We start from the raw sequence: 25,858 nt of genomic DNA on the forward strand, positions 1-25,858 counted from the left end.
ATAGCCGACGACGCGGCCGGCCGAAAGATGGGTATGGGTGAGGGTATTGGTGGGCACGAGCGTCCTTTTGTCCGAATTTTGCTGGCCATCTTGGCCACACCTGGCATGGGGTCAGGAGCGGCAAAGTGCGCAGCAACAACACGCACCCGCCGCGCACAGACACGCGGCGGTGGTGATGTCGGACAGGGCGCTGTGAAGCACACGGAAAATTTAGCACGTTCACTAAGGTTGTTTCGATGGTTGAAACTGGCAGGAATGAACGCGTCGCGGTGATCACGGGAGCCAGCTCCGGAATCGGCGCGGCGACCGCTCGAACCCTGGCTGCGCAGGGCTTTCACATCGTCGCGGTGGCGCGCCGCGCCGACCGGATCCGCGACCTGGCCGAGGAGATCGGCGGCACCGCGATTGTGGCCGATGTCACAGACGATGCGTCCGTCGACGCGCTGGCGAGCAAACTGAGCCGCGTCGACGTGCTGGTCAACAACGCCGGCGGCGCCCGCGGACTGGAACCCGTCGCCGATGCCGAACTCGACCACTGGCGGTGGATGTGGGAGACCAACGTGATCGGCACGCTGCGGGTCACCCGCGCGTTGCTGCCCAAGCTGATCGAGTCCGGTGACGGGCTGATCGTCACCGTCACTTCCGTTGCGGCACTTGAGGTTTACGACGGCGGCGCCGGCTATACGGCGGCCAAACACGGCCAGGGCGCGCTGCACCGCACGCTGCGGGGCGAGCTACTGGGCAAACCGGTGCGGCTGACCGAGATCGCCCCGGGGGCCGTCGAAACGGAATTCTCGCTGGTGCGCTTCGACGGCGACCAACAGCGCGCGGATGCCGTCTACACCGGCATCACCCCGTTGGTGGCGGCCGACGTGGCCGAGGTGATCGGATTCGTCGCCTCGCGCCCCGCCCACGTCGATCTGGACCTGATCGTGATGAAGCCGCGCGACCAGGCGTCGGCCAGTCGCTTTAACCGCCGGGGGTAGCCGGACCGGTGGTGGCGGGCGTCGTCGTGGTCGGGGTGCCCGACAGGGTCGGCGCGTTGGACGGCGTGACGGGCGCGGTGACCGGGATCTGCGTCGACGGCGGGTGCGCGGTGGGCGGCGGCAGCGCCGACATCGCCACCCAGGTGTCCCAGTCCACGGCCCAGTCCCAGATGTCGCCGTCGGAGTAGGACAGCTGGATCGAGCTCCCGGTCACTTCGACCGGGTCGCCGTACATCGCCGACTGGTAGTACTGCTCGGCGTCACCCGTGGACAGGTTGATGCAGCCGTTGGTGACGTTGGTGTTGCCCTGCGCGCCGGCGCTCGCCGGGTTGGCGTGGATGAACTCGCCGTTGTTGGAGATCCGCACCGCCCAGCGTTCGTGGATGTGGTTGTAGCCGGCCGCCGGGTTGGACATGTAGAAGTCGGCGTACTTCTCGCTGACCACGTGGATGCCGTTGCGGGTGACGTTGCGCGCTTTGTCGGCCTCGCCGTAGCTGCACGGGAAGTCCATGACGACGCCCTCGTCGCGGACCACCTGGATGCGGTGCGACGAGACTTCGGCCTTGACCACCTGCCGGCGGCCGATCTGGATGTTCAGCGAGATGTCCTCGGCGCCGTACGCGCTGTCGCCGAAGGGCAGGCCGTACAGCTTGGCCTCGACGCTGACGGTGGTGCCCGCCGGGTAGTACTCGCGGGTGCGCCAGTGCGCGCGGGCGCCCTGCGCCTCGTCGGGCAGCCAGGCCCAGCTGCCCTCGACGGGCGGGTTCGTCGTGACGGTCAGCGCCTTTTCGACGGCGGCCTTGTCGGTGATCGGGGCGTCGAACTGCAGGATGATCGGCGCCGCGACGCCGACGGTCTGGCCGTCGGCCAGCTGGAACGCCCCGCCAATCTTCTTGCTGGGCGAGACCGTGGTGAACTTCCCCGCAACCGGGACCGCCTTGCCGTCGTGCCCGACGGCCGAGCCGCTCCACGTGTAGGTCATGTCGTAGCCCAGGGGTTCGGAGGTCGTGTAGACGGTCCGGTCCTGGTTGAACGTTCCGGCGACGGCCTTGCCCGACGAATTCGACAGCGTGACGTGCTGGAACCACCCGTCGCTCACCTGGACGCTGACCGGGGCGATCGGCACCACGTTCTGGGTGGCGTCGGCGGGCTGGTACTTCAGCTGCAGCGCCGGCTGCTCCTTCTTCTCGGCTTGTTTCGCGGACGTGCCACCGCATGCGGCCAGCGCATTGGGGGCGAGCACGCCGAGCCCGAGGGTCGCCAAAGCAACGCGCCGGTTGAACGGCCGCGGGGCGCGGGACGGGGTCACGAAAATCAAAGATACCGGGGAAAATCCGCCGACCCGCCCGCGACAAATCGGGGTCTGGCCCGCGTCGGCAAATTTTGCGGCTACAGCCTGCACCCCAGCAGGACGGGCTCGGGGATCAGTGTGACACCAAACACGTCCGCGACGCCGTCGCGGACGGCGCGGGCCAGTGCGATCACGTCGTCGGCGCGGGCGCCCCCGCGGTTGGTCAGCGCCAACGCGTGCTTGGTGGACAGCCGGCAGGGCGCTTCGCGTCCGCCCGGTCCCGGCTCCGGATAGCCCTTGGCGAAGCCGGCCCGTTCCACCAGCCAGCCGGCGGCCAGCTTCACGCCGTCGGGCGCCGGGTAGTTCGGGACGGGCCCGTCGACGGTCGCCGCCAGCCGCTCGTAGACGTCGGGGGCGACGACCGGGTTGGTGAAGAACGAGCCCACGCTCCAGGTGTCGTGGTCGGCCGGGTCGAGCACCATGCCCTTGCGGGCCCGCAGGGCCAGCACGGCTTCGCGGACCGCCCGCGGCTCGGCACGCTCCCCGACGCCGACGTTCAGCGCCGCCGCCAACTCCGCGTAGCGCAGCGGCGCGCTGCGCCCCGATGCGTCCAGCGCGAACTCCACTTCCAGTACGACGGAAGGGATTTCGAAGCCGCCGGCGCCACCGCGTTTGAACACGCTGGTGCGGTAGCCGAAGCCCAGCTCGCCGCCCGGCACCCAGCGCACTTCGCCGGTGCCGCGGTCGAGCACCTTTACCCGCGTGATGGTGTCGGACACCTCCGCGCCGTAGGCACCCACGTTCTGCACCGGGGTGGCCCCGGCCGAGCCGGGGATGCCGGACAGGCATTCCAGCCCGCCGAGGCCGTGCTCGATGGCGGCGAGCACGACGTCGTCCCACACCGCGCCCGCCTGGGCGCGGATCAGGTTGCCGTCGACCGTGATGCCGTCGTTGGCCAGCTTCACGGCGGTCAGGTCGGCGCACGTGTCGGAGATCACCAGGTTGGAGCCGCCGGCGAACACCAGCACCGGGCCGCCTTGTCCCGCACGCGATTCCGCGTCCAGGCGCCCCAGCGCGGCGACGACCTGGTCGCTGTTGGTGCACGTGACGAGGCGCCGTGCGATCGGCCCGATCCGCAGGGTCGTCAGCGGCGCCAGTGGCGCCGACTCGGCCACCGACGCACCGGCGAACACCGAACCGGCACCGCTGGATTTCATGGCCCGTAACGGTAGCCTGACCTGCTATGCCGCGTTCATTCGACTTGTCGGCCGACTACGACGGCAGTGTTGACGAGGTGCACCGGGCCTTCACCGATGCGAACTACTGGCGAGCCAGGCTGGCCGAATCCGGGGCCGACGTCGCCACGCTGGAGTCGATGCGGGTCGGCGGGCAGTCCGGCGACGACGACACCGTCGAGGTCGTCACCCTGCAGGTGATCAGCAGCGACAAGCTGCCCGGGATGGTCACGCAGTTGCACAGCGGCGACCTGCGCATCCGGCGCGAGGAGACGTGGGGGCCGGTGACCGATGGGGCCGCGGCGGGGTCGGTCATGGGCTCGATCGTGGGTGCGCCCGTGAGCCTGGAGGGCACCGCGGTGCTGGAACCCATCGGACGGGCCGGGGGCTCTCGGCTGACGTTCCGGGCCACCGTCCACGTGCGCGTCCCGATCATCGGCGGCAAGTTGGAGAACATCATCGGCGCGCGCCTGGCCGAGCTGATCGCCGCCGAACAGCGCTTCACCACGGAGTGGATCGCCAAAACGGCCTGAGCCCTCACCGCGACTTCGCTCTAAGCTGGCCTTCATGCGAATCGCCCTGGCGCAGATCCTCAGCGGCACCGATCCCGCAGCAAATTTGCAGCTGGTGCGCGAATACAGCCGCCGGGCCGCCGATGCGGGCGCGAAGCTGGTGGTGTTCCCGGAGGCCACCATGTGCCGGTTCGGCGTCCCGCTCGGCCCGGTCGCGCAGCCGCTCGACGGCCCCTGGGCCGACGGGGTGCGCAGCGTCGCGGCCGAATCGAAGATCACCGTCGTCGCGGGCATGTTCACCCCGGCCGGCGACGGGCGGGTGAAAAACACGCTGCTCGCGGCGGCACCCGATCAGTCGGGCGCCCACTACGACAAGATCCACCTCTACGACGCGTTCGGCTTCACCGAATCGCGGACGGTCGCGCCGGGACACGAACCCGTGGTGATCACGGTCGACGGCGTCGGCGTCGGGTTGACCGTTTGCTACGACATCCGTTTCCCGGAGCTCTACACCGAGCTGGCCCGCCGCGGCGCCCAGGTGATCGCCGTGTGCGCGTCCTGGGGAGCGGGCCCGGGCAAACTCGACCAGTGGACGCTGCTGGCCCGCGCCCGCGCGCTCGACTCGATGAGCTACGTCGCCGCCGCCGGTCAGGCGGACCCCGGTGCCGCGCAGGCGGAATCCGGATCGGGCGCACCCACCGGGGTCGGCGGCAGTCTGGTCGTTTCGCCGCTGGGCGAGGTCGTCGCGTCGGCCGGTGCGGAGCCGCAGCTCGTGGTCGCCGACGTCGACGTCGACAGGGTCGCCGAGGCGCGCAAAGCCATCGCAGTCCTCAGCAACCGCTCGGCCTTTGCTCAGGTGGATAGGGCAGAATCGGTACGGTGACGAACCCACAAGGACCCCCGAACCAGGACCCGTCGAAGTGGGCCCGTCCCTCCAACCAGGGACCGTTCGGGCAGCCTCCCACGGAACGGCCAACCGAGCGGATCAGCACAGGCGGCCCAGGTCACGTGCCCCCGCCGGCACCGCCACCGCCGCCCGCTCAGGGTCCCCCGCCGGGCCAGACGGAGCGGTTCGGGACGCCCCAGCCCAACATGCAGCAGCGCGGCTACCCGCCGCCGACCACCCCGCCCGCCGGCCCGACCGAGCGGCTGGCCACTGCGCCCGGCGATGACGCAACGCCGGGGAAGAAGAAGCGCCGCTTCGGTCGTGATCCGGTCTCGGTCCTGCTGATCTTCATCATCGTTTTCGCGCTGATCATCGCCGGGCTCATCGGGGCCGAGCTGTACGTGCGCCACGTCGCGGACACCAAGGTCGCCGAGGCAGTGGCCTGCGAGGTCAAGGACCAGGCCACCGCGTCCTTCGGGGTGACGCCCCTGATGCTGTGGCAGCAGGCGACCAAGCACTACACCAACATCTCGGTGCAGACTGCCGGCAACAACATCCGCGACGCCAAGGGCATGAAGCTCTCGCTCAACATCAACGACGTCCGGATCAAGGACACGGCCAACTCGAAGGGCACCATCGGCTCGCTGGACGCGACCATCAGCTGGACGAGTGACGGCATCAAGGAATCGGTGCAGAACGCGATCCCGGTGCTGGGGCCCTTCGTCACCAACACCGTGACCACGCATCCCGCCGACGGCACGATCGAGCTCAAGGGCATGTTGGACAACATCACCGCCAAGCCGGTGGTGGAGGGCACCGGGCTGAAGCTGCAGATCGTCAGCTTCAACGCGCTCGGCTTCACGATGCCCAAGGAATCCGTGCAGTCGACCCTGGACGACTTCACCTCGAACCTGACCAAGAACTACCCGCTGGGCATTCACGCCGACAGCGTGCAGGTCACCGACAAGGGTGTGACCAGCCACTTCTCGACACGCAACGCCAGCATTCCCGCCGGCGACAACAACAACCCCTGCTTCGCCAACCTCTGATGGCCGGGCTCGGGCGGTTTCAGCCGAGCCCGTCGAGCACTCCCCGGGTTCCCGAGAGGCCCAGCCGGGTCGCGCCGGCATCCAGCATCGCGAGCGCGTCCGCGGCGGTGCGGATGCCGCCGCTGGCCTTCACGCCCAGCCGGCCACCGACCGTCTCGGCCATCAGCGCGACGGCCCGCGCGGACGCGCCGCCGGTCGGATGAAACCCGGTCGAGGTCTTGACGAAGTCGGCGCCGGCGTCTTCGGCCGCGCGGCACACCCGCGCCAGCGTGCGCTCGTCGGCCAGCGCCAGCAGCGCTGAGGATTCCACGATCACCTTGAGCACCGCGCCGCCGACGGCGTCGCGCACGGCCTGAATGTCGGAGCGCACCGCATCGACGTCGCCCGCCAGCGCCGCGCCGACGTCGATGACCATGTCGACCTCGCAGGCGCCGGACGCCACGGCCAGCGCGGCCTCGTGCGCCTTGACCGCCGAAACATGCTTGCCTGACGGGAATCCCGCGACGCTGGCCACCCGCACGCCGGCGCCGGCGTGCACGGCGACGGGAACCATCGAGGGCGAGACGCAGACCGCGTACACGCCCAGTTCGGCCGCTTCGGCGACCAGGGCGGTCACGTCGGCGGCGCTGGCTTCGGGTTTGAGCAGGGTGTGGTCGACGAACGCCGCCAACTCCGCCCGCGTGGGGTGGCCGGTCATCCGAACGATTCTTCCCCACCGCCCGGATTGCAGTCGGAGGCAACCATTTCGGCGTCGTCGACGACCGGCCGCCAGGGCTCAAGGTTCCAGCTGGTCTTGCCGGGCCGCGCCAGTTCGGCGAACTGCCAGTGGCACAGGAACTGCGCACGCATCCCGGGGGTGTCGGCGTCGGGCGCCAGGGCGAGCACCTCGGACCAGGCCTCGTCGGCCCAGGCCATGCTCGTGGGCGTGCGGGAGGCGGTCCGGCCGGCCGGCGTGGGGAAGACCCGCAGGCTGCTACGGCCCTGCCACTGCGCCCATTCGGTGTGGTCGACCAAGGGTTCGGGCGCGGCGATCGCATGCGGGGGCGGGCAGCACAGCGCGACGAGCGCGGCGGCCGGCGCCGTCAGCAGCAGCCTCATCCCGCTAGCGCGACTTGCCCTGAATTTCCAGGAGTTTGGGCCGCACGTCGACCAGGTACACGCCGGCCGCGCAGGCCGCGATCGCCATGCCCAGCACCCCGAAGACGAAGCCAAGGATGGATGTCAGGGCCACGGCCCCGGCCAGAATCAGCAACCACACGGGCTTGGTCAGCTTGTCGGCGGCGGTGTAGGCGTCGGGTCGCTGCAGCGCGGCGTGCACGAATGCGTAGATCGCCGTGACCAAGACGGCGATCTGCAAAACCAGCATGACGGTACCCACGAGGTGGTTCACGCCTCAAGCGTAGGCGGGCACCCTCCAAAACGTCGACTCCGAGTCACCCGGGGGCGACTCGGAGCCGAACGTCGTGCGAGCGTCGTACTACTTCTGGGTGACCTTCTTGGCCGCCGCCTTCTTGGCGGGAGCCTTCTTGGCCGGAGCCTTCTTGGCGGGCGCCTTCTTCGCGGGCGCCTTGCCGACGGCCTTCTGGGCCTTCTTGGCGGTCGCTTCGGTCTTGCCGGGCAGCTCGATGCCGACCAGCTTCGCGGCGCGCTCGCCGACCGCGCGGGTCTGCGACGCGACGGTGCCCAGCGCCTCCTGGGTCAGCTCGACGGCCTGGTCGACGTAGCCCTCCGCACGCGCGGAGGCGTCCTCGAACGCCGTCTGGCTGCGCAGCCGCTGCAGGGCCGCCTCGCCGCGCTCGACGAGCTCGTTGTACCGGCTGGTCGCCGCCTCCAGGTAGCCCTCGGCGGCCTTGCGCAGCTCGTCGGCGGTGAACCGGTCGCGCAGCTCGGTGAACTGCTCGGGCAGGTCCTCCTGCAGCTTGGTCAGGCGCGCGCGGCGCTCTTCCACCCGGGTGCGGGTTTCGACGCGGGTCTCTTCGGCGCGCTCGCGCAGGCTGGCGATCAGGTCGTTAACCGTGGCCAGGGCCAGGTCGGCCGCGCCCAGGGCCGCGAGCAAAGGAGCCCGCAAGTCTTCGATGTTCGAGTTTTCCGCCATGGTTTTTCCTTTCATGGTGTGGTTTGGCATTTGGTGTTTTCCGTTGTCAGGTGTCTGGTCGGGAAGTTAGGTGCAAACGTCTCCTTCGCAACTGGGGCCGCCAGAACCCGGGGTAGTTCGCCCAGCACGTGAGCTGGAATCGGTAAATCCCTCTTTGTGGGGTAACCCCGGCGGCCGGTCGTCTATACATCACCGACCCGAGAGCGACTGTTCACTCGGTGTCGGATTGGGTCGAACACTCCTCATCGGTGGATTCGTTTTGTTGGGTGAACGATGCGTAGATGTCGAGCAGGATCTGCTTTTGGCGCTCGGTGATCGCAGTGTCGGTGACGATCGCGTCTCGCACCTGACTCTTGTCGGTGGGCTCGAGAATCCCGGCGCGCACATAGAGAACCTCGGCGGAAACCCGGAGGGCCTTCGCGATCTGGTTCAAGACGTCGGCGGAGGGTTTGCGCAATCCACGCTCCACCTGGCTCAAATATGGATTGCTGACCCCGGACTTCTCGGCGAGTTGCCGCACCGAAACCTGCGCGAGTTCACGCTGGCTGCGGATGAAGCTGCCGATGTCGGAGGCCATGTCGGAGGCAGCGTTGGACACCTTGGCGGAGAGCTTCTCCTCGGGTGCCATGCGTGCTCCTGGGTCGGGCGGTTGATCTTGACGCCACCAGGGTACAACAAGTGCTTGCTATTGCAAGCACTTGTTAGCACTACTAGAAAAGCAGCTGCGCGACGGCGTAGATCACGAGGCCGGCCAACGAGCCGACCACCGTTCCGTTGATCCTGATGAATTGCAGGTCACGGCCCACGTGGAGTTCGATGCGCCGGCTGGCCTCCTCGGCATCCCAGCGTTCGATGGTGTCGGTGATGATCGCTGTGATCTCCACCCCATATTGCGAGACCAGGTGCTGGGCCGCCCGCACGAGCCAGTTGTCGACCTTGTCCCGCAGGTCGACGTCGTCGCGCAGCGACTCCCCGATGCGCACGACCGTGTCGGCGATCCGCGTGCGCAGCGTGCTGGACGGGTCGTCCACGCCCTCGAGCACCAGGCGTTTGAGCGTCGTCCACGCCGTCGCGGCGGCGTTGGCGATCTCGTCGCGCGCCATGAGCTGCTCTTTGATGGCGTCGGCCCGCGCGATGGTGTCCGGGTCGTGCTGCAGGTCGTCGGCGAATTCGAACAGGAAGCGGGTCGCCGACCGGCGCAGCTCGTGGTCGGGGTTGCGGCGCACCTTGTCGGTGAAGTCCATCAGCTCGCGGTGGATGCGATCGCCGACCAGATGGTCGACGAACCGCGGCGACCAGGTCGGCGAGTCGCGCTCGACCACCCGCTGGATGACCTCGCCGGCGTTCAGCGACCACTGGAAGGCCCGGTCGGCCAGCAACTGGATCAGCGCCTCCTGTCGGTTCTCGGCCAGCAGCGTCGCCAGCACCCGGCCGACGGGCGGTCCCCATTGCGGCTCGGCGATGCGGCGCACGATCATCCGGTCGATCACCTGCTGGACGTCCTCGTCGCGCAGCAGCTCGACGAGCACCCGCAGCACCGTGGCCGTCTCGCTCGCCACCCGCTCGGCGTGCGCGGCCTCCGACAGCCATTTCCCGAGCCGGCCGGACACCTCGGCGTCGCGCAGCTTGGTTTCCACGACCTCCGGCGACAGGAAGTTCTCCCGCACGAACGCGCCCAGGCCCTCGCCCAGCTGGTCTTTCTTGCGTTTGATGATCGCGGTGTGCGGGATCGGTATGCCCAGCGGGTGCCTGAACAGCGCGGTCACGGCGAACCAGTCCGCCAGGGCGCCCACCATCCCGGCCTCCGCGGCGGCACCGACATAACCCACCCAGACGCCCGCGCCGGCATGCGCCTGGGCCCACCGGCAGGCGAGGAACACGCCGGTGGCACCGATCAAAAAGCTCAGCGCGACCATCTTCATCCGGCGCAGCGCCACCCGTCGCTGCGCGTCAGCCTCACGATCGGCGCCCGCGAAGGACTCGGCCAACGAGGTGCGTCCCCGGCCCGCGGCCGTCAACGGCGTCGCCGAACTCGGCCTCGCCGTCGGCGGGCCGGATGCGTCGCCTCGCACCGAGGCTCTGTGTGCCACCACTTCATCATCTATGTTCCCGGCGATTGGTGTGACGACACTGGTTGCCGAGCCCCTCAAACGCCGCTACATGCCCGGCCAGCGCCACAAACCGACCTGTCCACGCCGTAGTATCGAGGGCGTCTAGGGAATGGGAACTCGGCGACAGTGACAGAACAAATCACGGTTGTGCGCGTCAAAATGGATGGGCGCAAGCGGCGCTGGCATCAGCACAAGGTGGAGCGTCGTAACGAACTCGTTGACGGCACGATCGACGCGATTCGCCGCCTCGGCGGCGCCCTGAGCATGGATGAGATCGCCGCCGAGATCGGCGTCTCGAAGACGGTGCTCTACCGCTATTTCGTCGACAAGAACGACCTCACCACCGCCGTGATGATGCGGTTCACCCAGACCACGCTGATCCCGAATATGGCTGCGGCGCTGACGTCTAACCTCGACGGCTTCGACCTGACCCGCGAGGTCATCCGGGTATACGTCGAAACGGTCGCGAACGAACCCGAGCCCTATCGCTTCGTGATGGCCAACAGTTCCGCCAGCAAGAGCAAGGTCATCGCCGACTCCGAGCGGATCATCGCCCGCATGCTCGCGGTGCTGATGCGCCGGCGCATGCAACAGGCGGGCATGGACACCGGGGGCGCGGAGCCGTGGGCGTACCTGATCGTCGGCGGCGTGCAGCTGGCCACCCACTCCTGGATGTCCTATCCGCGGATGACTCGCGACGAGTTGATCGACTACCTGACGATGCTGAGCTGGAACGCGCTGAAGGGGATCGTCGAGGTCGGCGGGTCGCTGGAGAAATTCCGCGAGGAGCCGCACCCGTCGCCGATCGTCCCGCCCCGGGACGACGACGACGCGGCCGCCGGCTGAGACGGCCCGGCCGGCGCTTTTGGAATCCTGTCGGTCTCATGTGAGGCTGGGACGCAACCCCTGGGTAGGACGACTTCACCTGCCTCAGGGATTAGCATGCAGGAAGCGTCGGGGGACATAGCGGGGTTCTTGTTCGGCTGTGCGCCCCTGCCCCTCCGCGAAAAGAAAGGCTCGTGTCGACATGTCTGTGCAGCTCACGCCGCATTTCGGAAACGTGCAAGCCCATTACGACTTGTCTGACGACTTCTTCCGGCTGTTCCTGGACCCCACCCAGACCTACAGCTGCGCCTACTTCGAGCGCGACGACATGACCCTGGAACAGGCGCAGCTCGCCAAGATCGATTTGGCGCTGGGGAAACTCAAGCTCGAGCCGGGAATGACGCTGCTGGACATCGGTTGCGGCTGGGGTGCCACCATGCGGCGAGCCATCGAGCGCTACGACGTCAACGTCGTGGGCCTGACGCTGTCGGAGAATCAGGCCGAGCACGTGCAGAAATCCTTCGACCAGATGGACACCACCCGCACCCGCCGGGTGCTGCTGGAGGGCTGGGAGAAGTTCCACGAACCGGTGGACCGCATCGTCTCGATCGGCGCGTTCGAGCACTTCGGCCGCCAGCGCTACGGGCGCTTCTTCAAGATGGCCTACAACGCGCTTCCGCCCGGCGGAATCATGTTGCTGCACACCATCGTTCGGCCGTCGTTCAAGGACGCCCGGGCCAAGGGCCTGAGCCTGACCCACGAGATCGTCGAGTTCTCGAAATTCATCCTGGCCGAGATCTTCCCGGGTGGCTGGCTTCCGACGCCCCAGACCGTCGGCGAGTACGGGGTCACGGTGGGCTTCGAGCTCACCCGCGTCCAGTCGCTGCGGCTGCACTACGCGAGGACGCTGGACCTGTGGGCGGAGGCGCTCGAAGCCAACCGCGAGGAGGCCCTCGCCATCCAGTCCCAAGAGGTCTACGACCGGTACATGAAGTACCTGACCGGCTGCGCCGAGCTGTTCCGGGATGGGTACACCGACGTCAACCAGTTCACGATGGAGAAGAAGTAACCCCCTCCACGGAAACAATCAGCCCCGAACGGATCACCGTTCGGGGCTGACTCGACTGGGCTATTTGACCAACGTGAATTGCCCCACGTTGCTGATGCCCTTGCGGAAGAAATTCTCGCACCCGGTCAGATAGTGCATGTACTTGTCGTAGACCTCTTGGGATTGGACGGCGATCGCCTTTTCCTTATTGGCTTCCAGATTCGCCGCCCAGATGTTGAGGGTCCGCGCGTAATGCTCCTGCAGCAACTGCACCCGCTCGACCGAGAATCCGGCGGCCTCGCCGAACTTGAAAATGTCCTCCTGCGCCGGCAGTTGGCCACCCGGGAAAATCTCCTGGCCGATGAATCGCGCGAACCGGATATCGCTCATCGTCAATGTGACGCCGAGAGCGGGATATTCCTGCCACTGATACATCAAAATGGTGTGCAAAAGCATCCGGCCGTCGTCGGGAAGGATGTCATAGGCGAGATCGAAAAATGCGGGATAGCGCTCCATCTTGAAGGCCTCGAAGGCGCCGATCGTCACGATCCGGTCGACCTTGTCCTCGAACTCTTCCCAGCCCTGCAGGCGCACTTCGATGTTGCGGTCCGTCGGCAATCCGGCCAGCATCTTCTTGCTGTACTCGAATTGGTTGCGGCTCAGCGTGATTCCGATGACGTTGACGTCGTAGCGCTCGACGGCCCGTTTGAGCGCGCCGCCCCAGCCGCAGCCGATGTCCAGCAGGGTCATCCCCGGCTCGAGGTTCAGCTTTCCCAGCGCCAGGTCGAATTTCGCATACTGGGCCTCTTCGAGGGTCATGTCGTCGCGCTCGAAATAGGCGCACGTGTAGGCCATCGTCGGGTCGAGAAACAATGCGAAGAATTCGTCCGAGACGTCGTAGATGGACTGCGACTCCTCGTAATACGGCTCAAGCCTCGTCATCCGCGGTACATACCTTTCGTCGTATTAAACGCACGCATACTAGCCGACGGCATAGCGGCCAGCGTGTCATGCGCCCCGCGGTATGTCACCCGCGAGTGGTCAGTACTTGTAGAAGCCCTGGCCGGTCTTCTTGCCGAGCCGGCCGGCCTCCACCATGCGCAGCAGCAACGGCGGCGGCCCGTACTGCGGCTCCTTGAACTCCTCGAACATCTTGTCCGCGATCAACTTCAAGGTGTCCAGGCCGACCAGGTCGGACAGGCGCAGCGGGCCCATCGGGTGCGACAGCCCGGCCACCACAGCCTTGTCCACATCCTCGACCGTGGCAAATCCGGCCTCCACCATGCGGATCGCCGAGAGCAGGTAGGGCACCAGCAACGCGTTCACCACGAAGCCGGACCGGTCCGAGCAGCGCACTACCTGCTTGCCCAGGACCGCGCTCGCGAACTCCTCGGTGCGCGCGGCGGCGGCCTCGTCGGTGACCAGCGTGCTGACCAACTCGACCAGCGGCAACACCGGCACCGGGTTGAAGAAGTGCAGACCCAGCACGCGTTGCGGGTTCTTGGTGGCCGCGGCGATCTTCATGATCGGGATGCTGGAGGTGTTGGACGCCAGCACCGCGTCGGGATCGGTGATCACCCGGTCGAGTTCGGCGAAGACCTGCGCCTTGACGGCGTCGTCCTCGATGATCGCCTCGATGACCAGTTGGCGGTCGGCGAGGTCGTTCAGGTCCGTGGTGAAGGTGAGCTTGCTCAGCGCGCGGTCGCGTTCGCGCTCGGTGACCTTGCCCGCGCTGACGCCGCGCTCCAGCGACTTGACGATGCGGTTGCGTCCCGCCGCGATGAGGGCCTCGGTGGTCTCGAACACCGTCACGTCGACGTCGGCGCGGACCGAGACCTCGGCGATGCCGGATCCCATCTGGCCGGCCCCGACCACGCCTACTCGCTGAATCGCTGCGTCACTCACTTCAATTCTCTCCGGTTCTCTGCGGTGACCGTATCGTCTTGCACCGCAATAGGCCCCGCCCAGGGTTGGCCTGGGCGGGGCCTACGCTACTTCATCTCATTTTCGGTGCGACGAGCGTGTACTCAGGGCGAAAGTTCGGCCGAATTCTCGCCACCGATGCACGCTCGGCGCGCTTGCGGCATGCGCCGCTCGCGGCATGCGCCGCTCGGGCTCAGTGACTCAAGCCGTCGGTTTCACTTCGTCCTCGCGGCCTGCGCCGCTCGGGCTCAGTGACTCAAGCCGTCGGTTTCACTTCGTCCTCGCGGCCTGCGCCGCTCGGGCTCAGTGACTCAAGCCGTCGGTTGCACTTCGTCCTCGCGGCCTGCGCCGCTCGGGCTCAGTGACTCAAGCCGTCGGTTTCACTTCGTCCTCGCGGCCTGCGCCGCTCGGGCTCAGTGAAACTGCCCCTCTTCGGTGGAGCCGGTCAGCGCGGTGGTCGACGAGCTCGGGTCGACCGTGGTGGCGATGCGGTCGAAGTAACCGGCACCCACCTCACGCTGGTGCTTGGTGGCGGTGTAGCCACGCTCCTCGGCGGCGAACTCGCGCTCCTGCAGCTCGACGTAGGCGCTCATCTGGTTGCGGGCGTAGCCGTAGGCCAGGTCGAACATCGAGTAGTTCAGGGCGTGGAAGCCGGCCAGGGTGATGAACTGGAACTTGAATCCCATTGCGCCGAGCTCCTTTTGGAACTTCGCGATGGTGGAGTCGTCAAGGTGCTTCTTCCAGTTGAACGACGGCGAGCAGTTGTAGGCCAGCATCTGGTCGGGGAACTCGGACTTGACGCCCTCGGCGAACTTCGCGGCGAGCTCGAGGTCCGGAGTGCCGGTCTCCATCCAGATCAGGTCGGAGTACGGCGCGTACGCCTTGGCCCGGGCGATGCAGGGCTCCAGGCCGTTGCGGACCCGGTAGAAGCCCTCCTTGGTGCGCTCACCGGTGATGAACGGCTGGTCACGCTCGTCGACGTCCGAGGTGATCAGGGTGGCCGCCTCGGCGTCGGTCCGGGCGATGACGACGGTCGGCACGTCGCAAACGTCGGCCGCCAGCCGGGCCGAGGTCAGGGTGCGGATGTGCTGCTGGGTCGGGATCAGCACCTTGCCGCCCAGGTGACCACACTTCTTCTCCGAAGCCAGCTGGTCCTCCCAGTGCGAGCCCGCCACACCGGCCGCGATCATGGCCTTCTGCAGCTCGTAGACGTTGAGCGCGCCACCGAAACCGGCCTCACCGTCGGCGACGATGGGGGCCAGCCAGTTCTTCACCGAGGTGTCGCCCTCGACCTTGGCGATCTCGTCGGCGCGCAGCAGCGCGTTGTTGATCCGGCGGACCACCTGGGGCACCGAGTTGGCCGGGTAGAGGCTCTGGTCGGGGTAGGTGTGCCCGGACAGGTTCGCGTCCCCGGCGACCTGCCACCCGGACAGGTAGATGGCCTTGAGGCCGGCGCGCACCTGCTGGACGGCCATGTTCCCGGTCAGCGCGCCGAGCGCGTTGATGTACTCGAGGTCGTGGAGCTGCTCCCACAGCACCTCGGCGCCGCGGCGGGCCAGGGTGGCCTCCTCGACGACGGTGCCCTGCAGGGCGACGACGTCCTTGGCGCTGTAGGTGCGGGTGACGTCCTTCCACCGCGGGTTGGTGTCCCAGTCCTTCTGAATCTGTTCGGCGCTCTTGGGGGTGCCAACAACAGACATGGGCATGCTCCTTCACGATCTTCACTACTGGGTTGCTGAACGCCTCACCGGCGGTAGCTAGCGGCTCAACTTCACTGGTGTGCTAACTCGAAGATGGCACAGCTCAGGGGGGCCGGTCCACCCGTTTCAATTGCCAATTTCAGCAACGGGAACGGGCAAATTTGCGAATCTTGTTAAGTTGCTAACTTGCTTGACCGTTTCAGAAGCTACCCGTCAGTAACCCCAAAGCAGCAGGTCAGAGGGCAATTTAACCGGGACGCTTGTCCTGTTACCTAGCAAAGATCGACGCGACGGCTTTCGTCTCGTCGCCGACGGCGTATGTGAGCGTTGTAACAGTGCGATCGGCCAGGTCGGGACCGAATTGCTCGGTCGATCCGGCGGGGTGGATGTGCGAGATGATCTCCAGCTTGTCCCCCAGCGCCACCGGCGCCTCGTGCTCGATCGTGATGCGCAACGGCGCCTGCATCAGCTCGGTGTGCGAGGCCAGGTAGTCCTCGACCACGCTCCAGTACACGGAGTTGTTCATGTGGTCGAACAGGTCGATGTCGGTGACCCGGACGGGAAACTCGTGGATCTCGACCGCGTCGTCCCGGCTGCCCGGCTTCAGATAAGACTTCCATCGCAGCCGGTCGACCGACGTGGTCTTGTGCAGGCCCGCCAGGAAGTCGTCGGCGATGCGCGAGGGCATCTGGGTCTCCCGGTTGATGTTGATCCAGAAGGCCTCGGACTCGATGAGCCCGCCCTTGCGCTTGCCGTCGATGCGGACCCGCATCTCGCACCAGCGATTGGAGGTGCCCGAGCACCATCTGCGCATCCGCAGCATGTCGCTGAATTCGACCGGTCGGATCAGGTCGATCATCGTGCGCCGGACGATCCACAGCGGATGGGTCTCCTCGAAACCCATCTCGCGTAGCTGGTCCTGGCCGATGTCCTGGATGTGCCGGCACGCGGCGTCCAGTCGCAGCCGGCCCGTGCGGTCGATATCCCCGACCCGCAACGGCCACTGGCGGTCGAAAACGTCCGGGTGACCGTCGGGCACCGGCATCAGTTGTTTATCCAGGCTCACGGTGCGCTCCCCGTTTCCTCCTCGCGGTTACCCCAGGTTAAGGCCCGAGGCCCCGGTCGAATAATGCCAACGAGGGCCATCGAACACCAATCGCGACGCGCGAGACCCGCTGCCAACTCTGCGAACCAAAGCTTCGCAAGGCCGGTAACCTCGGTGAGGTGTCCAAGACGTTCGTCGGCTCGCGGGTCCGCCAGCTGCGCAACGAGCGCGGGTTTTCCCAGGCCGCGCTGGCTCAGATGCTGGAAATCTCCCCGAGCTACCTCAACCAGATCGAGCACGACGTTCGCCCCCTGACGGTGGCCGTGCTGCTGCGCATCACCGAGGTGTTCGGGGTGGACGCCACGTTCTTCTCCTCACAGGACGACACCCGGCTGGTCGCCGAGCTGCGCGAGGTCACCCTGGACCGCGACCTCGACATCGACGTCGACCCGACCGAGGTCGCCGAAATGGTCAGCGCTCATCCCGGGTTGGCGCGGGCGGTGGTCAACCTGCACCGCCGTTACCGGATCACCACCGCGCAGCTGGCGGCCGCCACCGAGGAGCGGTTCTCCGACGGCAGCGGCAGCGGATCGATCACCATGCCGCACGAGGAGGTGCGCGACTACTTCTACCAACGGCAGAACTACCTGCACGAGCTGGACACCGCCGCCGAGGAGCTCACCATCAAGATGCGGTTGCACCACGGCGATCTGGCCCGGGAGTTGACGCGCCGGCTCACCGAGGTGCACGGGGTGCACATCAACCGCCGCATCGATCTCGGCGACACCGTGCTGCACCGCTACGACCCCGCCACCAAGACGCTGGAGATCAGCAATCACCTCTCGCTGGGGCAGCAGGTGTTCAAGATGGCCGCCGAACTGGCCTACCTCGAGTTCGGGGATCTGATCGATGACCTGGTCGCGCAGGGCAAGTTCACCAGCGACGAGTCGCATACGCTGGCCCGGCTCGGTCTGGCCAACTACTTCGCCGCGGCCGCCGTGCTCCCCTACCGCCAATTCCACGACGTCGCAGAGAATTTCCGCTACGACGTCGAACGGTTGTCTTCCTTCTACTCGATCAGCTACGAGACCATCGCGCACCGGCTCTCGACGATGCAGCGCCCGTCGATGCGCGGGGTGCCGTTCTCCTTCGTCCGGGTCGACCGCGCCGGCAACATGTCAAAACGCCAGTCCGCCACCGGTTTTCATTTCTCCTCCAGCGGAGGCACCTGCCCGCTGTGGAACGTCTACGAAACCTTCGCCAACCCGGGCAAGATCCTGGTCCAGATCGCGCAGATGCCCGACGGCCGCAACTACATGTGGGTGGCCCGCACCGTGGAACGACGCGCGGCCCGGTATGGTCAGCCCGGTAAGACCTTCGCGATCGGCCTGGGGTGCGAGCTTCGCCACGCGCACCGGCTCGTCTACTCGGAAGGACTCGACTTGTCGGGGGAAATCTCCACACCGATCGGCGCGGGATGCCGGGTCTGTGAGCGCGACAACTGTCCGCAGCGCGCCTTCCCGGCGCTCGGGCGCGCGCTCGATCTCGACGAGCATCGCAGCACGGTGTCCCCGTACCTGGTGACGCAACCGTGAGTCCCGACGGCCGCATCCCGCCGGGGCGATTCCGCCAACTGGGACCGATCAATTGGGTGATCGCGAAGCTGGGCGCGCGCACCGTGCGCGCACCGGAGATGCACCTGTTCACCATCCTGGGCCAGCGCCAGTTGCTGTTTTGGACGTGGCTGGCCTACGGGGGCCGGCTGCTGCGCGGGAAGCTGCCGACCATCGACACCGAGCTGGTGATCCTGCGGGTCGGACACCTACGGGCATGCGAATACGAACTGCAGCACCATCGCCGGATGGCGCGCAAGGCCGGGCTCGACACCGACGCGCAGGCCGCGATCTTCGCGTGGCCGGAACGGCTGGACCCGGTCGAGGGGCGCCTGACTGTGCGTCAGCAGGCGCTGCTGGCGGCGACCGACGAGTTCGTCAACGACCGCACCGTCACCGACGCCACCTGGCGCGAGCTGGCGACTCACCTGGACCGGCGGCAGCTGATCGAATTCTGCTTGCTGGCAAGCCAATACGATGGGCTGGCCGCGACGATGGCGACGCTCGAGATTCCGCTGGACAACCCGCAGCAGCTATAGGTAGACGTCGGCCAAAATGGCCAGCGTCAGGACCACGGGAAGTACCGGCAGGCCGAAGGCGAACGCCGCCCAGCCCAGCTTCCCGCGTCGTCGCTGCCAGGCACCCCAGATCGCGGCGCCGATTCCCAGCACCACCGAGGCCAGCAAGACCAGCGGACCCCACTGGCCCGCCGTCGCGTTGTCCCCGGTCGAAATGCCGAGCAGCCACACGACATAACCGGTCGCCAGGCCGGCGACGGCGCCCGCGATCGTCTGGGGCGTGACGGTGCGAATCATGCGCGGCTCAGAAATTGATCATGTGTCCGGTCAGCCCGTGGAAGCATTCCTGCAGCGCCTCGGACATGGTCGGGTGGGTGTGCACGTTGCGGGCCAGCTCGGTGGCGGTCAGATCCCACTTCTGCGCCAGCGTCAGCTCCGGAAGCAGCTCCGAGACATCGTGCCCCACCAGGTGACCGCCCAGCAGCTCACCGTATTTCGAGTCGGCGATCAGCTTGACGAACCCGCTCGGGTCGCCGACACCGTGGGCCTTGCCGTTCGCGGTGAACGGGAACTTCGCCACCACCACGTCGTGGCCTTCCTCGCGGGCCTGCTCCTCGGTGAGGCCGAAGCTGGCCACCTGAGGCTGGCAGAAGGTCGCGCGCGGCATCATCCGGTAGTCACCGAGCGCCAAAGTCTCTGCGCCGGCGATGGTTTCGGCCGCCACGACGCCCTGGGCCTCGGCGACGTGGGCGAGCTGCAGCTTCCCGGTGACATCGCCGATGGCGTAGATGTGCTCGATGTTGGTGCGCATGTAGTCGGTGATGCCGATGGCCTTGCGGTCGGTCAGCGCGACCCCGGCGGCCTCGAGGCCGTAGCCCTCGACGTTGGGCGCAAAACCGATGGCCTGCAACACTTTCGCGGCCTTGAGCTCCTGGGTGTTGCCGTCCTTGCTGACGGCCACAGTCACCTCGGCACCGTTGTCGGAGATCGACTCGACCTTGGTACCGGTGAGGATTTTGACGCCCAGCTTCTTGAACTGCCTCTCAACCTCCTTGGACACCTCGGCGTCCTCGTTGGGCAGCGCGCGCGCCAAGAACTCCACGACGGTCACGTCGACCCCGTAGTTGCGCAGCACGTAGCCGAACTCCATGCCGATCGCTCCGCAACCGGCGATGATGATCGACTCAGGCAGCTCGCGGGACAGGATCAGTTCCTCGTAGGTGACCACGTTGGCCGACAGCGAGGTGCCCGGAACCAGCCGGGTGCTGCTGCCGGTGGCGATGATGGCGTTGTCGAACGTGACCGTCTCGGTCCCGCCGTCGTTGAGTTCGACCGAGATGGTGTTCGCGTCGGTGAACCGGCCGTAGCCGTGGATCTCGGTGATCTTGTTCTTCTTCATCAGGAAGTGCACGCCCGCGACGCGGCCCTCTGCCACCTTGCGGCTGCGGTCGAAGGCGACGCCGTAGTCGAAGGTCGCCTCTCCGCTGATGCCAAAGGTCTTAGCCTCTTTGGTGAAGATGTGCGCGAGTTCGGCGTTGCGCAGCAGCGCCTTGGACGGAATGCAGCCGACGTTGAGGCAAACCCCGCCCCAGTACTTCGGCTCGACGACCGCGGTGGAAAGGCCGAGTTGTGCGGCGCGAATGGCCGCGACATATCCGCCGGGGCCGGCCCCGAGGACGACGACGTCATAGTGAGAAGTCACGTGCCCACCCTAGTGGGCGCCGGCTCGCAGCGGACAACGCCGTGAGTCGCGCCGCTTCCAACGCGCCGAGGGTGGGCGCTACGTACCGGAAACGCCGGAAATTCGTCCCTCACCCCCACACTCGCGGGGCGCCTCGGAATCAGGTCAATACGGAATGACGCCGACCAGGCAGTGGCCCACTCGCTCGCAGTAGTAATAGCCGTACAGGGGTGCCGCGCCGGCCACGGCGGCGAACGGCCCCGACATCAGCGCCACCGACAGCGCGGAAACCAGCGGCCTGCCGTGCACCATCGCGAGCATCACGCCGCCGACCACGCACACCGCCACGTAGACCAGCACCGCGAACAGCGCCGGAGTCTTGTCGATCGAGCCGTACCACCACGAGAACAAACCCAGCCCGACCACGGCCGCGGCGGCCCACACGCCCAGCAGCATCAGGGCCAACTTCCACCACTTGACGTAGAAGTAGCGACCGGGGACGGTGACCGACTGCACCGGGACGGCGGATCCGGTGGCGGCCTCCGGTTCTGGCTCGCCGGGTTCGGGCTCGGTGGCCGCCGGCCGCTCGCCGGTGTCCGCGATCTCGGAGTCGGAGTCGTCGTCGAAATCGGGGACCCAGGACTGGGTCCCGGTGTCCTCGGTCTCGCGTTCATCGTCGGAGAAGTCCGGCACGAAGGCCTCGGTCCCTGGGCTCGCGGCGTCCTTGTCGTCAGGCACCGGCGGTCACCCGCAACGCGACGAGCACACCGAACCAGCCCGGCGCCGCCGCCAGGATGAACGCGCCCAGCGCGGTGACCCAGCGGCGCCCGGAGAACAGGATCATCGTCAGCCCGACGACGCTGGGGATGCCAACCACCGACGCGATCGCGATGTCCGGGCGGACGCTGGCGTGGACCACGACGGTGTACGCCACGCACGCCAGGGCCCCGACCGCGCTTCCGATCAGCATGGCGCCGGCCAGTAACCAGGGACGGGGCAGGGGAATCACTTTCTCGACTGTACTGCGGTCACCGAGGCGCAGGGCATGTCTGCGCGCCCGCGCCGGCCACCACCGGACCGCGTGTCGCGGGCCGTTCACCCCGCTCGTAACCGGCGCCCGTGATGACCGGCGCGCCGGCCAAAGACGCCTGTTCTTCGGCGGTGAAGACGCGGCCGCGGGACAGGAACCGGACGCCGTCGGGTGCCTCCAGGCTGAACCCGCCGCCGCGGCCGGGCACCACGTCGATCACCAACTGGGTGTGCTTGTCGCGATAGTGGGCCGCGTACTGCGGGCCCGAAATCCACACCGGCACGCCGTCGGGTCCGACGTCGAGCACGCCGAGCAGGACGTCGCGATCGCCGACCAGGAAGTCGCCGAGCGGGTAGCACATCGGCGACGAGCCGTCGCAGCAGCCGCCGGACTGGTGGAACATCACCGGGCCGTGCGCCGCCTGCAGCCGCGTCAGTACCTCGGCGGCCGGGGCGGTGATGGCCACTCCGGCGGGCGCGAGACCCCTCGCGCCGCTTCCACTCATCGCTTCGCTCTGCATCGTCGCCGGCGCGTCAGAAGAACCCTTGCGCCTTCTCGGAGTAGGACACCAGCATGTTCTTGGTCTGCTGATAGTGGTCCAGCATCATCTTGTGGTTCTCCCGGCCGATGCCGGACTGCTTGTAGCCGCCGAACGCCGCGTGGGCGGGATAGACGTGGTAGCAGTTCACCCACACCCGGCCGGCCTGGATGTCGCGCCCGGCCCGGTAGGCGGTGTTGCCGTCGCGGCTCCACACCCCCGCCCCCAGGCCGTAGAGGGTGTCGTTGGCGATCGACATGGCGTCGTCGTAATCGGAGAACGACGTCACCGCCACCACCGGCCCGAAGATCTCCTCCTGGAAGACCCGCATCGAGTTGTCGCCGCCCAGGATGGTGGGCTGCATGTAGAAGCCGCCGGACAGGTCGCCGCCGAGCTCGGCGCGTTCGCCTCCGGTGATCACCTTGGCGCCCTCGTCCTTGCCGATTTCGATGTAGGACAACACCTTTTCCAGCTGGTCGTTGGACGCCTGCGACCCCAGCATGGTCTCGGAGTCCAGCGGGTCGCCCTGCCGGACCGCCTTGGTGCGGATCGCGGCCAGCTCCAGGAACTCGTCGTAGATGTCGGCCTGGACCAGGCTGCGCGACGGGCAGGTGCACACCTCGCCCTGGTTGAGGGCGAACATCGTGAAGCCCTCCAGAGCCTTGTCCTGATAGTCGTCGGCCTTGGCCATCACATCGGAGAAGAAGATGTTGGGGCTCTTGCCCCCGAGTTCGAGGGTGACCGGGATCAGGTTCTGCGACGCGTACTGCATGATCAGTCGCCCCGTGGTGGTCTCGCCGGTGAACGCGATCTTGGCGATCCGGTTGCTCGATGCCAGCGGCTTACCGGCCTCGGCGCCGAACCCACTGACGACGTTGATCACCCCGGGCGGCAGCAGATCGCCGATCAGCGACATCAGGTAGAGCACCGAAACCGGCGTCTGCTCAGCGGGTTTGAGCACCACCGCGTTGCCGGCGGCCAACGCGGGCGCCAGCTTCCAGGCGCCCATCAGGATGGGGAAGTTCCACGGGATGATCTGCCCGACCACGCCGAGCGGCTCGTGGAAGTGGTAGGCGACGGTGTCGTCGTCGATCTGGCTCAGCGAGCCCTCCTGGGCGCGCAGCGCCGCGGCGAAGTACCGGAAGTGGTCGGCCGCCAAGGGGATGTCGGCGGCCAGCGCCTCGCGGATCGGCTTGCCGTTGTCCCAGACCTCGGCCACCGCCAGCGCGGCGGTGTGTTCGTCGATGCGGTCGGCGATCTTGTTCAGGATCGCGGCGCGCTCGGCCGGCGCCGTCTTACCCCACGCCGGCGCGGCCGCGTGGGCGGCGTCGAGCGCCTTGTCGACGTCGGCCTCATCCGAACGGGCCACCTCGCAGAACGTCTGGCCGGTGACCGGTGTCGGGTTCTCGAAGTAGCGCCCCCGCGCCGGCGGAACCCACTGCCCCCCGATGAAGTTCTCGTAGCGAGACTCATACGACATCAACGCCCCGGCGGCACCTGGACGTGCGAAAACGGTCACTGCTCTCACTCCTCGTTCGGCTGTGTAATACACCTCACAGTACCGCCGTGGCCACAATGGCTTCCATGGCTTCCAACGCTTCCACGACGCCGCACACGCGCACCGACCCGCAGGACAGCGAAGACCCCTACCTCTGGCTCGAGGACGTCACCGGCGACGAGGCGCTGGATTGGGTGCGGGCGCGCAACGAGCCGACGCTGGCGCGCTTCCGCGACACCGATTTCGAGCGGATGCGCACCGAGGCGCTCGAGGTGCTCGACACCGACGCCCGCATCCCCTACGTGGTGCGCCGCGGCGAGTACCTCTACAACTTCTGGCGTGACGCGGCCAACCCCCGCGGGCTGTGGCGGCGCACCACGCTGGACAGCTACCGCACCGATACCCCCGAGTGGGACGTGCTGATCGACGTCGACGAACTGGGCCGGGTCGACGGCGAGAAATGGGTGTGGGCCGGCGCCGCCGTCATCTACCCCGAGTACACCCACGCGCTGGTCAGCCTCTCCCGCGGCGGCTCGGACGCCTCGATCGTGCGCGAATTCGACATGCTGACAAGGGAATTCGTCACCGACGGATTCGAACTTCCGGAAGCCAAGTCGCAGGTCAGCTGGGAAGACCCCGACACCGTCCTGGTCGGCACCGACTTCGGGCCCGACACGCTCACCGATTCGGGCTACCCGCGGGTGGTCAAGCGGTGGCGCCGGGGCACACCCCTGGCCGAGGCCGAGACCGTCTTCGAGGGCGCCCGTTCCGACGTGAACGTGGCGGCCAGCGCCAGCAGGATCCCCGGGTACGAGCGCACCCTGATCGGGCGGGCGCTGGACTTCTGGAACGAAGAACTCTACGAGCTGCGCGGCCCGGAACTCATCCGCATCGACACCCCCACCGACGCCAGCGTGAGCCTGCACCGCGAATGGCTGCTGGTCGAGCTGCGCAGCGATTGGTTCTTCGGCGACACCACCTATGGCGCCGGGTCGCTACTGGCCGCCGACTACGAGGAATTCCTCGCCGGCACAGCGCAATTGCAGGTGGTCTTCGAACCCGACGAACACACGGCGCTCAACCACTACGCGTGGACCCGCGACCGGCTGGTGATCGTCTCGCTGGTGGACGTGGCCAGTCGCGTCGAGATCGTCACGCCGTCACGGCCATCGGGTGACGACCCGCTGCGCCCGGCTCCGCCGCGCTTGCGATCGTCACGGGCATCGGGTGACGACCCGCTGCGCCCGGCTCCGCCGCGCTTGCGATCGTCACGGGCATCCTGGCGCCGCGAACCCGTGGCCGGGATCCCGGCCGCCACCAACACCGTCGTCGTCTCCGCCGACGACACCGGCGACGAGTTCTTCCTGGATTCCAGTGGATTCGACACACCGTCCCGGCTGATGCGGGGCACCGACGACGGGGCCCTCGAACAGCTCAAGTCCGCCCCGGCGTTCTTCGATGCCGAAAACATCTCCGTGACACAGAACTTCGTGAAGTCGAAGGACGGCACGCCGATCCCCTACTTCGTGGTGCGGCCCGCCGGCCCGGCGTCCGACGGACCGGCGCCCACCCTGCTCTACGGCTACGGCGGATTCGAATCGTCGAACACGCCCGGTTACAGCGGCGTGCTGGGGCGGCTGTGGCTGGCCCGCGGCGGCACGTACGTGTTGGCCAACATCCGCGGCGGCGGCGAATACGGCCCCGAGTGGCACACCCAGGCGATACGCGAGGGCCGGCACAAGGTCGCCGAGGACTTCGCCGCCGTGGCAACCGATTTGGTGGACCGCGGCATCACACGCGTCGAGCAGCTCGGCGCGCAGGGCGGCAGCAACGGCGGCCTGCTGATGGGCATCATGCTGACCCAGTACCCGGAGAAATTCGGCGCGCTGGTGTGCAGCGTCCCGCTGCTGGACATGAAGCGCTACCACCTGCTGCTGGCCGGCGCGTCGTGGGTGGCCGAGTACGGTGACCCGGACAACCCCGACGATTGGAAATTCATCGCCGAATACTCGCCCTACCAAAACATTTCGGCGACGCGCCGGTACCCGCCGGTGCTGATGACCACGTCCACCCGCGACGACCGGGTGCATCCGGGGCACGCCCGCAAGATGACCGCGGCCCTCGAGGCCGCCGGCCACCCGGTGTTCTACTACGAGAACATCGAGGGCGGCCACGCCGGCGCGGCCGACAACGAGCAGGTCGCCTTCAAGTCGGCGCTGACCTACTCGTTCCTATGGCAGATGCTGGGCGGGCGCACGCAGTCATAGGATCAAC

General features: G+C 67.4%; 26 protein-coding genes and 1 pseudogene. 9 read left to right on the plus strand and 18 right to left on the minus strand.

Annotated features, from left to right (window positions below):
• Positions 1 to 236: 236 nt before the first annotated feature.
• On the plus strand, positions 237 to 986 hold the full coding sequence (locus P6281_RS23195; RefSeq protein WP_008261213.1) for an SDR family oxidoreductase: 750 nt from the start codon (positions 237 to 239) through the stop codon (positions 984 to 986).
• Here P6281_RS23195 and P6281_RS23200 read toward each other — a convergent pair.
• Positions 970 to 2,343 carry a L,D-transpeptidase gene (locus tag P6281_RS23200; RefSeq protein ID WP_170320630.1) on the minus strand — a complete coding sequence of 458 codons (1,374 nt, stop codon included), beginning with the start codon at positions 2,341 to 2,343 and terminating at the stop codon, positions 970 to 972. The genes P6281_RS23195 and P6281_RS23200 overlap by 17 nt on opposite strands.
• Before the next feature lie 32 nt (positions 2,344 to 2,375).
• Positions 2,376 to 3,494 carry a UDP-N-acetylmuramate dehydrogenase gene (locus P6281_RS23205; RefSeq protein ID WP_008261216.1) on the minus strand — a complete coding sequence of 373 codons (1,119 nt, stop codon included), beginning with the start codon at positions 3,492 to 3,494 and terminating at the stop codon, positions 2,376 to 2,378.
• Between the two features lie 26 nt (positions 3,495 to 3,520).
• Here P6281_RS23205 and P6281_RS23210 point away from each other — a divergent pair, with 26 nt between their 5' ends.
• Genes P6281_RS23210 through P6281_RS23220 form a run of 3 tightly spaced genes read left to right on the plus strand, consistent with a single transcriptional unit; the run spans position 3,521 to position 5,959 of the window.
• Entirely contained in the window at positions 3,521 to 4,045 is a 525-nt protein-coding gene (locus P6281_RS23210) for a DUF2505 domain-containing protein (RefSeq protein WP_201408537.1), read from the plus strand.
• A gap of 34 nt (positions 4,046 to 4,079) precedes the next feature.
• Entirely contained in the window at positions 4,080 to 4,907 is an 828-nt protein-coding gene (locus P6281_RS23215; protein WP_008261221.1) for a carbon-nitrogen hydrolase family protein, read from the plus strand.
• The gene (locus P6281_RS23220; protein WP_036429532.1) at positions 4,904 to 5,959 is read left to right on the plus strand and encodes an LmeA family phospholipid-binding protein; all 1,056 of its coding nucleotides are present in this window, start codon (positions 4,904 to 4,906) and stop codon (positions 5,957 to 5,959) included. The genes P6281_RS23215 and P6281_RS23220 overlap by 4 nt, the downstream gene beginning before the upstream one ends.
• 19 nt (positions 5,960 to 5,978) lie before the next feature.
• Here P6281_RS23220 and deoC read toward each other — a convergent pair whose 3' ends face one another.
• The 6 genes and pseudogenes from deoC to P6281_RS23250 all read right to left on the minus strand — a co-directional run bounded on the left by deoC (position 5,979) and on the right by P6281_RS23250 (position 10,147).
• Positions 5,979 to 6,656: a deoxyribose-phosphate aldolase gene (deoC, locus tag P6281_RS23225; RefSeq protein WP_008261230.1), complete on the minus strand. Its 678-nt coding sequence runs from the start codon at positions 6,654 to 6,656 to the stop codon at positions 5,979 to 5,981.
• Entirely contained in the window at positions 6,653 to 7,057 is a 405-nt protein-coding gene (locus P6281_RS23230; protein WP_009953534.1) for a DUF2599 domain-containing protein, read from the minus strand. Before P6281_RS23230 ends, deoC begins: the two co-directional genes overlap by 4 nt.
• A 4-nt stretch (positions 7,058 to 7,061) precedes the next feature.
• Positions 7,062 to 7,349, minus strand: a complete 288-nt coding sequence (locus P6281_RS23235) for a DUF2516 family protein (RefSeq protein WP_008261234.1) — start codon at positions 7,347 to 7,349, stop codon at positions 7,062 to 7,064.
• A gap of 87 nt (positions 7,350 to 7,436) precedes the next feature.
• Positions 7,437 to 8,054 carry a heparin-binding hemagglutinin HbhA gene (gene hbhA / locus P6281_RS23240; protein ID WP_008261246.1) on the minus strand — a complete coding sequence of 206 codons (618 nt, stop codon included), beginning with the start codon at positions 8,052 to 8,054 and terminating at the stop codon, positions 7,437 to 7,439.
• A 189-nt stretch (positions 8,055 to 8,243) separates the two neighbouring features.
• Positions 8,244 to 8,682 (minus strand): annotated as a pseudogene (locus tag P6281_RS23245) (helix-turn-helix domain-containing protein).
• Between the two features lie 82 nt (positions 8,683 to 8,764).
• Complete coding sequence (locus P6281_RS23250; RefSeq protein ID WP_085976460.1) at positions 8,765 to 10,147, minus strand: DUF445 domain-containing protein; 1,383 nt, start codon at positions 10,145 to 10,147, stop codon at positions 8,765 to 8,767.
• A 177-nt stretch (positions 10,148 to 10,324) separates the two neighbouring features.
• Between P6281_RS23250 and P6281_RS23255 the strand changes: the two genes are divergently transcribed.
• Positions 10,325 to 11,011 (plus strand): TetR/AcrR family transcriptional regulator, encoded by a 687-nt coding sequence (locus P6281_RS23255; protein ID WP_026071174.1) that lies wholly within the window; start codon positions 10,325 to 10,327, stop codon positions 11,009 to 11,011.
• Positions 11,012 to 11,192: 181 nt separating this feature from the next.
• Positions 11,193 to 12,059, plus strand: coding sequence for a cyclopropane mycolic acid synthase PcaA (gene pcaA / locus P6281_RS23260; RefSeq protein WP_008261257.1), 867 nt, complete (start codon positions 11,193 to 11,195; stop codon positions 12,057 to 12,059).
• A 60-nt stretch (positions 12,060 to 12,119) separates the two neighbouring features.
• On the opposite strand, the gene P6281_RS23265 is transcribed toward pcaA, so the two are convergent.
• The 4 genes from P6281_RS23265 to P6281_RS23280 all read right to left on the minus strand — a co-directional run bounded on the left by P6281_RS23265 (position 12,120) and on the right by P6281_RS23280 (position 16,727).
• Positions 12,120 to 12,980 carry a cyclopropane mycolic acid synthase family methyltransferase gene (locus P6281_RS23265; protein ID WP_008261260.1) on the minus strand — a complete coding sequence of 287 codons (861 nt, stop codon included), beginning with the start codon at positions 12,978 to 12,980 and terminating at the stop codon, positions 12,120 to 12,122.
• Between the two features lie 99 nt (positions 12,981 to 13,079).
• Positions 13,080 to 13,943, minus strand: coding sequence for a 3-hydroxybutyryl-CoA dehydrogenase (locus tag P6281_RS23270; protein ID WP_014381237.1), 864 nt, complete (start codon positions 13,941 to 13,943; stop codon positions 13,080 to 13,082).
• 431 nt (positions 13,944 to 14,374) lie between these two features.
• A complete protein-coding gene (gene aceA / locus P6281_RS23275; protein ID WP_008261263.1) occupies positions 14,375 to 15,661 on the minus strand; it encodes an isocitrate lyase in 1,287 nt (428 codons plus the stop codon).
• Between the two features lie 268 nt (positions 15,662 to 15,929).
• Complete coding sequence (locus P6281_RS23280) at positions 15,930 to 16,727, minus strand: acyl-[acyl-carrier-protein] thioesterase (protein ID WP_008261265.1); 798 nt, start codon at positions 16,725 to 16,727, stop codon at positions 15,930 to 15,932.
• A gap of 158 nt (positions 16,728 to 16,885) precedes the next feature.
• Here P6281_RS23280 and ramB point away from each other — a divergent pair, with 158 nt between their 5' ends.
• Together ramB and P6281_RS23290 are read left to right on the plus strand one after the other, a co-directional pair.
• Positions 16,886 to 18,301: an acetate metabolism transcriptional regulator RamB gene (ramB, locus tag P6281_RS23285; RefSeq protein WP_008261266.1), complete on the plus strand. Its 1,416-nt coding sequence runs from the start codon at positions 16,886 to 16,888 to the stop codon at positions 18,299 to 18,301.
• Positions 18,298 to 18,858: a carboxymuconolactone decarboxylase family protein gene (locus P6281_RS23290; protein WP_324738534.1), complete on the plus strand. Its 561-nt coding sequence runs from the start codon at positions 18,298 to 18,300 to the stop codon at positions 18,856 to 18,858. Before ramB ends, P6281_RS23290 begins: the two co-directional genes overlap by 4 nt.
• On the opposite strand, the gene P6281_RS23295 is transcribed toward P6281_RS23290, so the two are convergent.
• The 6 genes from P6281_RS23295 to exaC form a co-directional block, all read right to left on the minus strand.
• Complete coding sequence (locus P6281_RS23295; RefSeq protein ID WP_008261268.1) at positions 18,853 to 19,134, minus strand: hypothetical protein; 282 nt, start codon at positions 19,132 to 19,134, stop codon at positions 18,853 to 18,855. The genes P6281_RS23290 and P6281_RS23295 overlap by 6 nt on opposite strands.
• A 7-nt stretch (positions 19,135 to 19,141) precedes the next feature.
• Positions 19,142 to 20,539, minus strand: a complete 1,398-nt coding sequence (gene lpdA / locus P6281_RS23300) for a dihydrolipoyl dehydrogenase (RefSeq protein ID WP_014383364.1) — start codon at positions 20,537 to 20,539, stop codon at positions 19,142 to 19,144.
• 144 nt (positions 20,540 to 20,683) lie between these two features.
• Positions 20,684 to 21,256, minus strand: a complete 573-nt coding sequence (locus tag P6281_RS23305) for a hypothetical protein (RefSeq protein WP_008261270.1) — start codon at positions 21,254 to 21,256, stop codon at positions 20,684 to 20,686.
• A complete protein-coding gene (locus tag P6281_RS23310) occupies positions 21,249 to 21,527 on the minus strand; it encodes a putative holin (RefSeq protein WP_026071173.1) in 279 nt (92 codons plus the stop codon). Before P6281_RS23310 ends, P6281_RS23305 begins: the two co-directional genes overlap by 8 nt.
• Before the next feature lie 19 nt (positions 21,528 to 21,546).
• Positions 21,547 to 22,053 (minus strand): DUF779 domain-containing protein, encoded by a 507-nt coding sequence (locus P6281_RS23315; RefSeq protein ID WP_050782791.1) that lies wholly within the window; start codon positions 22,051 to 22,053, stop codon positions 21,547 to 21,549.
• A gap of 28 nt (positions 22,054 to 22,081) precedes the next feature.
• Complete coding sequence (gene exaC, locus P6281_RS23320) at positions 22,082 to 23,605, minus strand: acetaldehyde dehydrogenase ExaC (protein WP_008261276.1); 1,524 nt, start codon at positions 23,603 to 23,605, stop codon at positions 22,082 to 22,084.
• Positions 23,606 to 23,670: 65 nt separating this feature from the next.
• Here exaC and P6281_RS23325 point away from each other — a divergent pair, with 65 nt between their 5' ends.
• Positions 23,671 to 25,851 carry a prolyl oligopeptidase family serine peptidase gene (locus P6281_RS23325; RefSeq protein ID WP_324738535.1) on the plus strand — a complete coding sequence of 727 codons (2,181 nt, stop codon included), beginning with the start codon at positions 23,671 to 23,673 and terminating at the stop codon, positions 25,849 to 25,851.
• Positions 25,852 to 25,858 lie beyond the last annotated feature (7 nt).

This window comes from Mycobacterium sp. 5-140-3-2 (assembly GCF_035666375.1).
Lineage (GTDB): Bacteria > Actinomycetota > Actinomycetes > Mycobacteriales > Mycobacteriaceae > Mycobacterium > Mycobacterium intracellulare.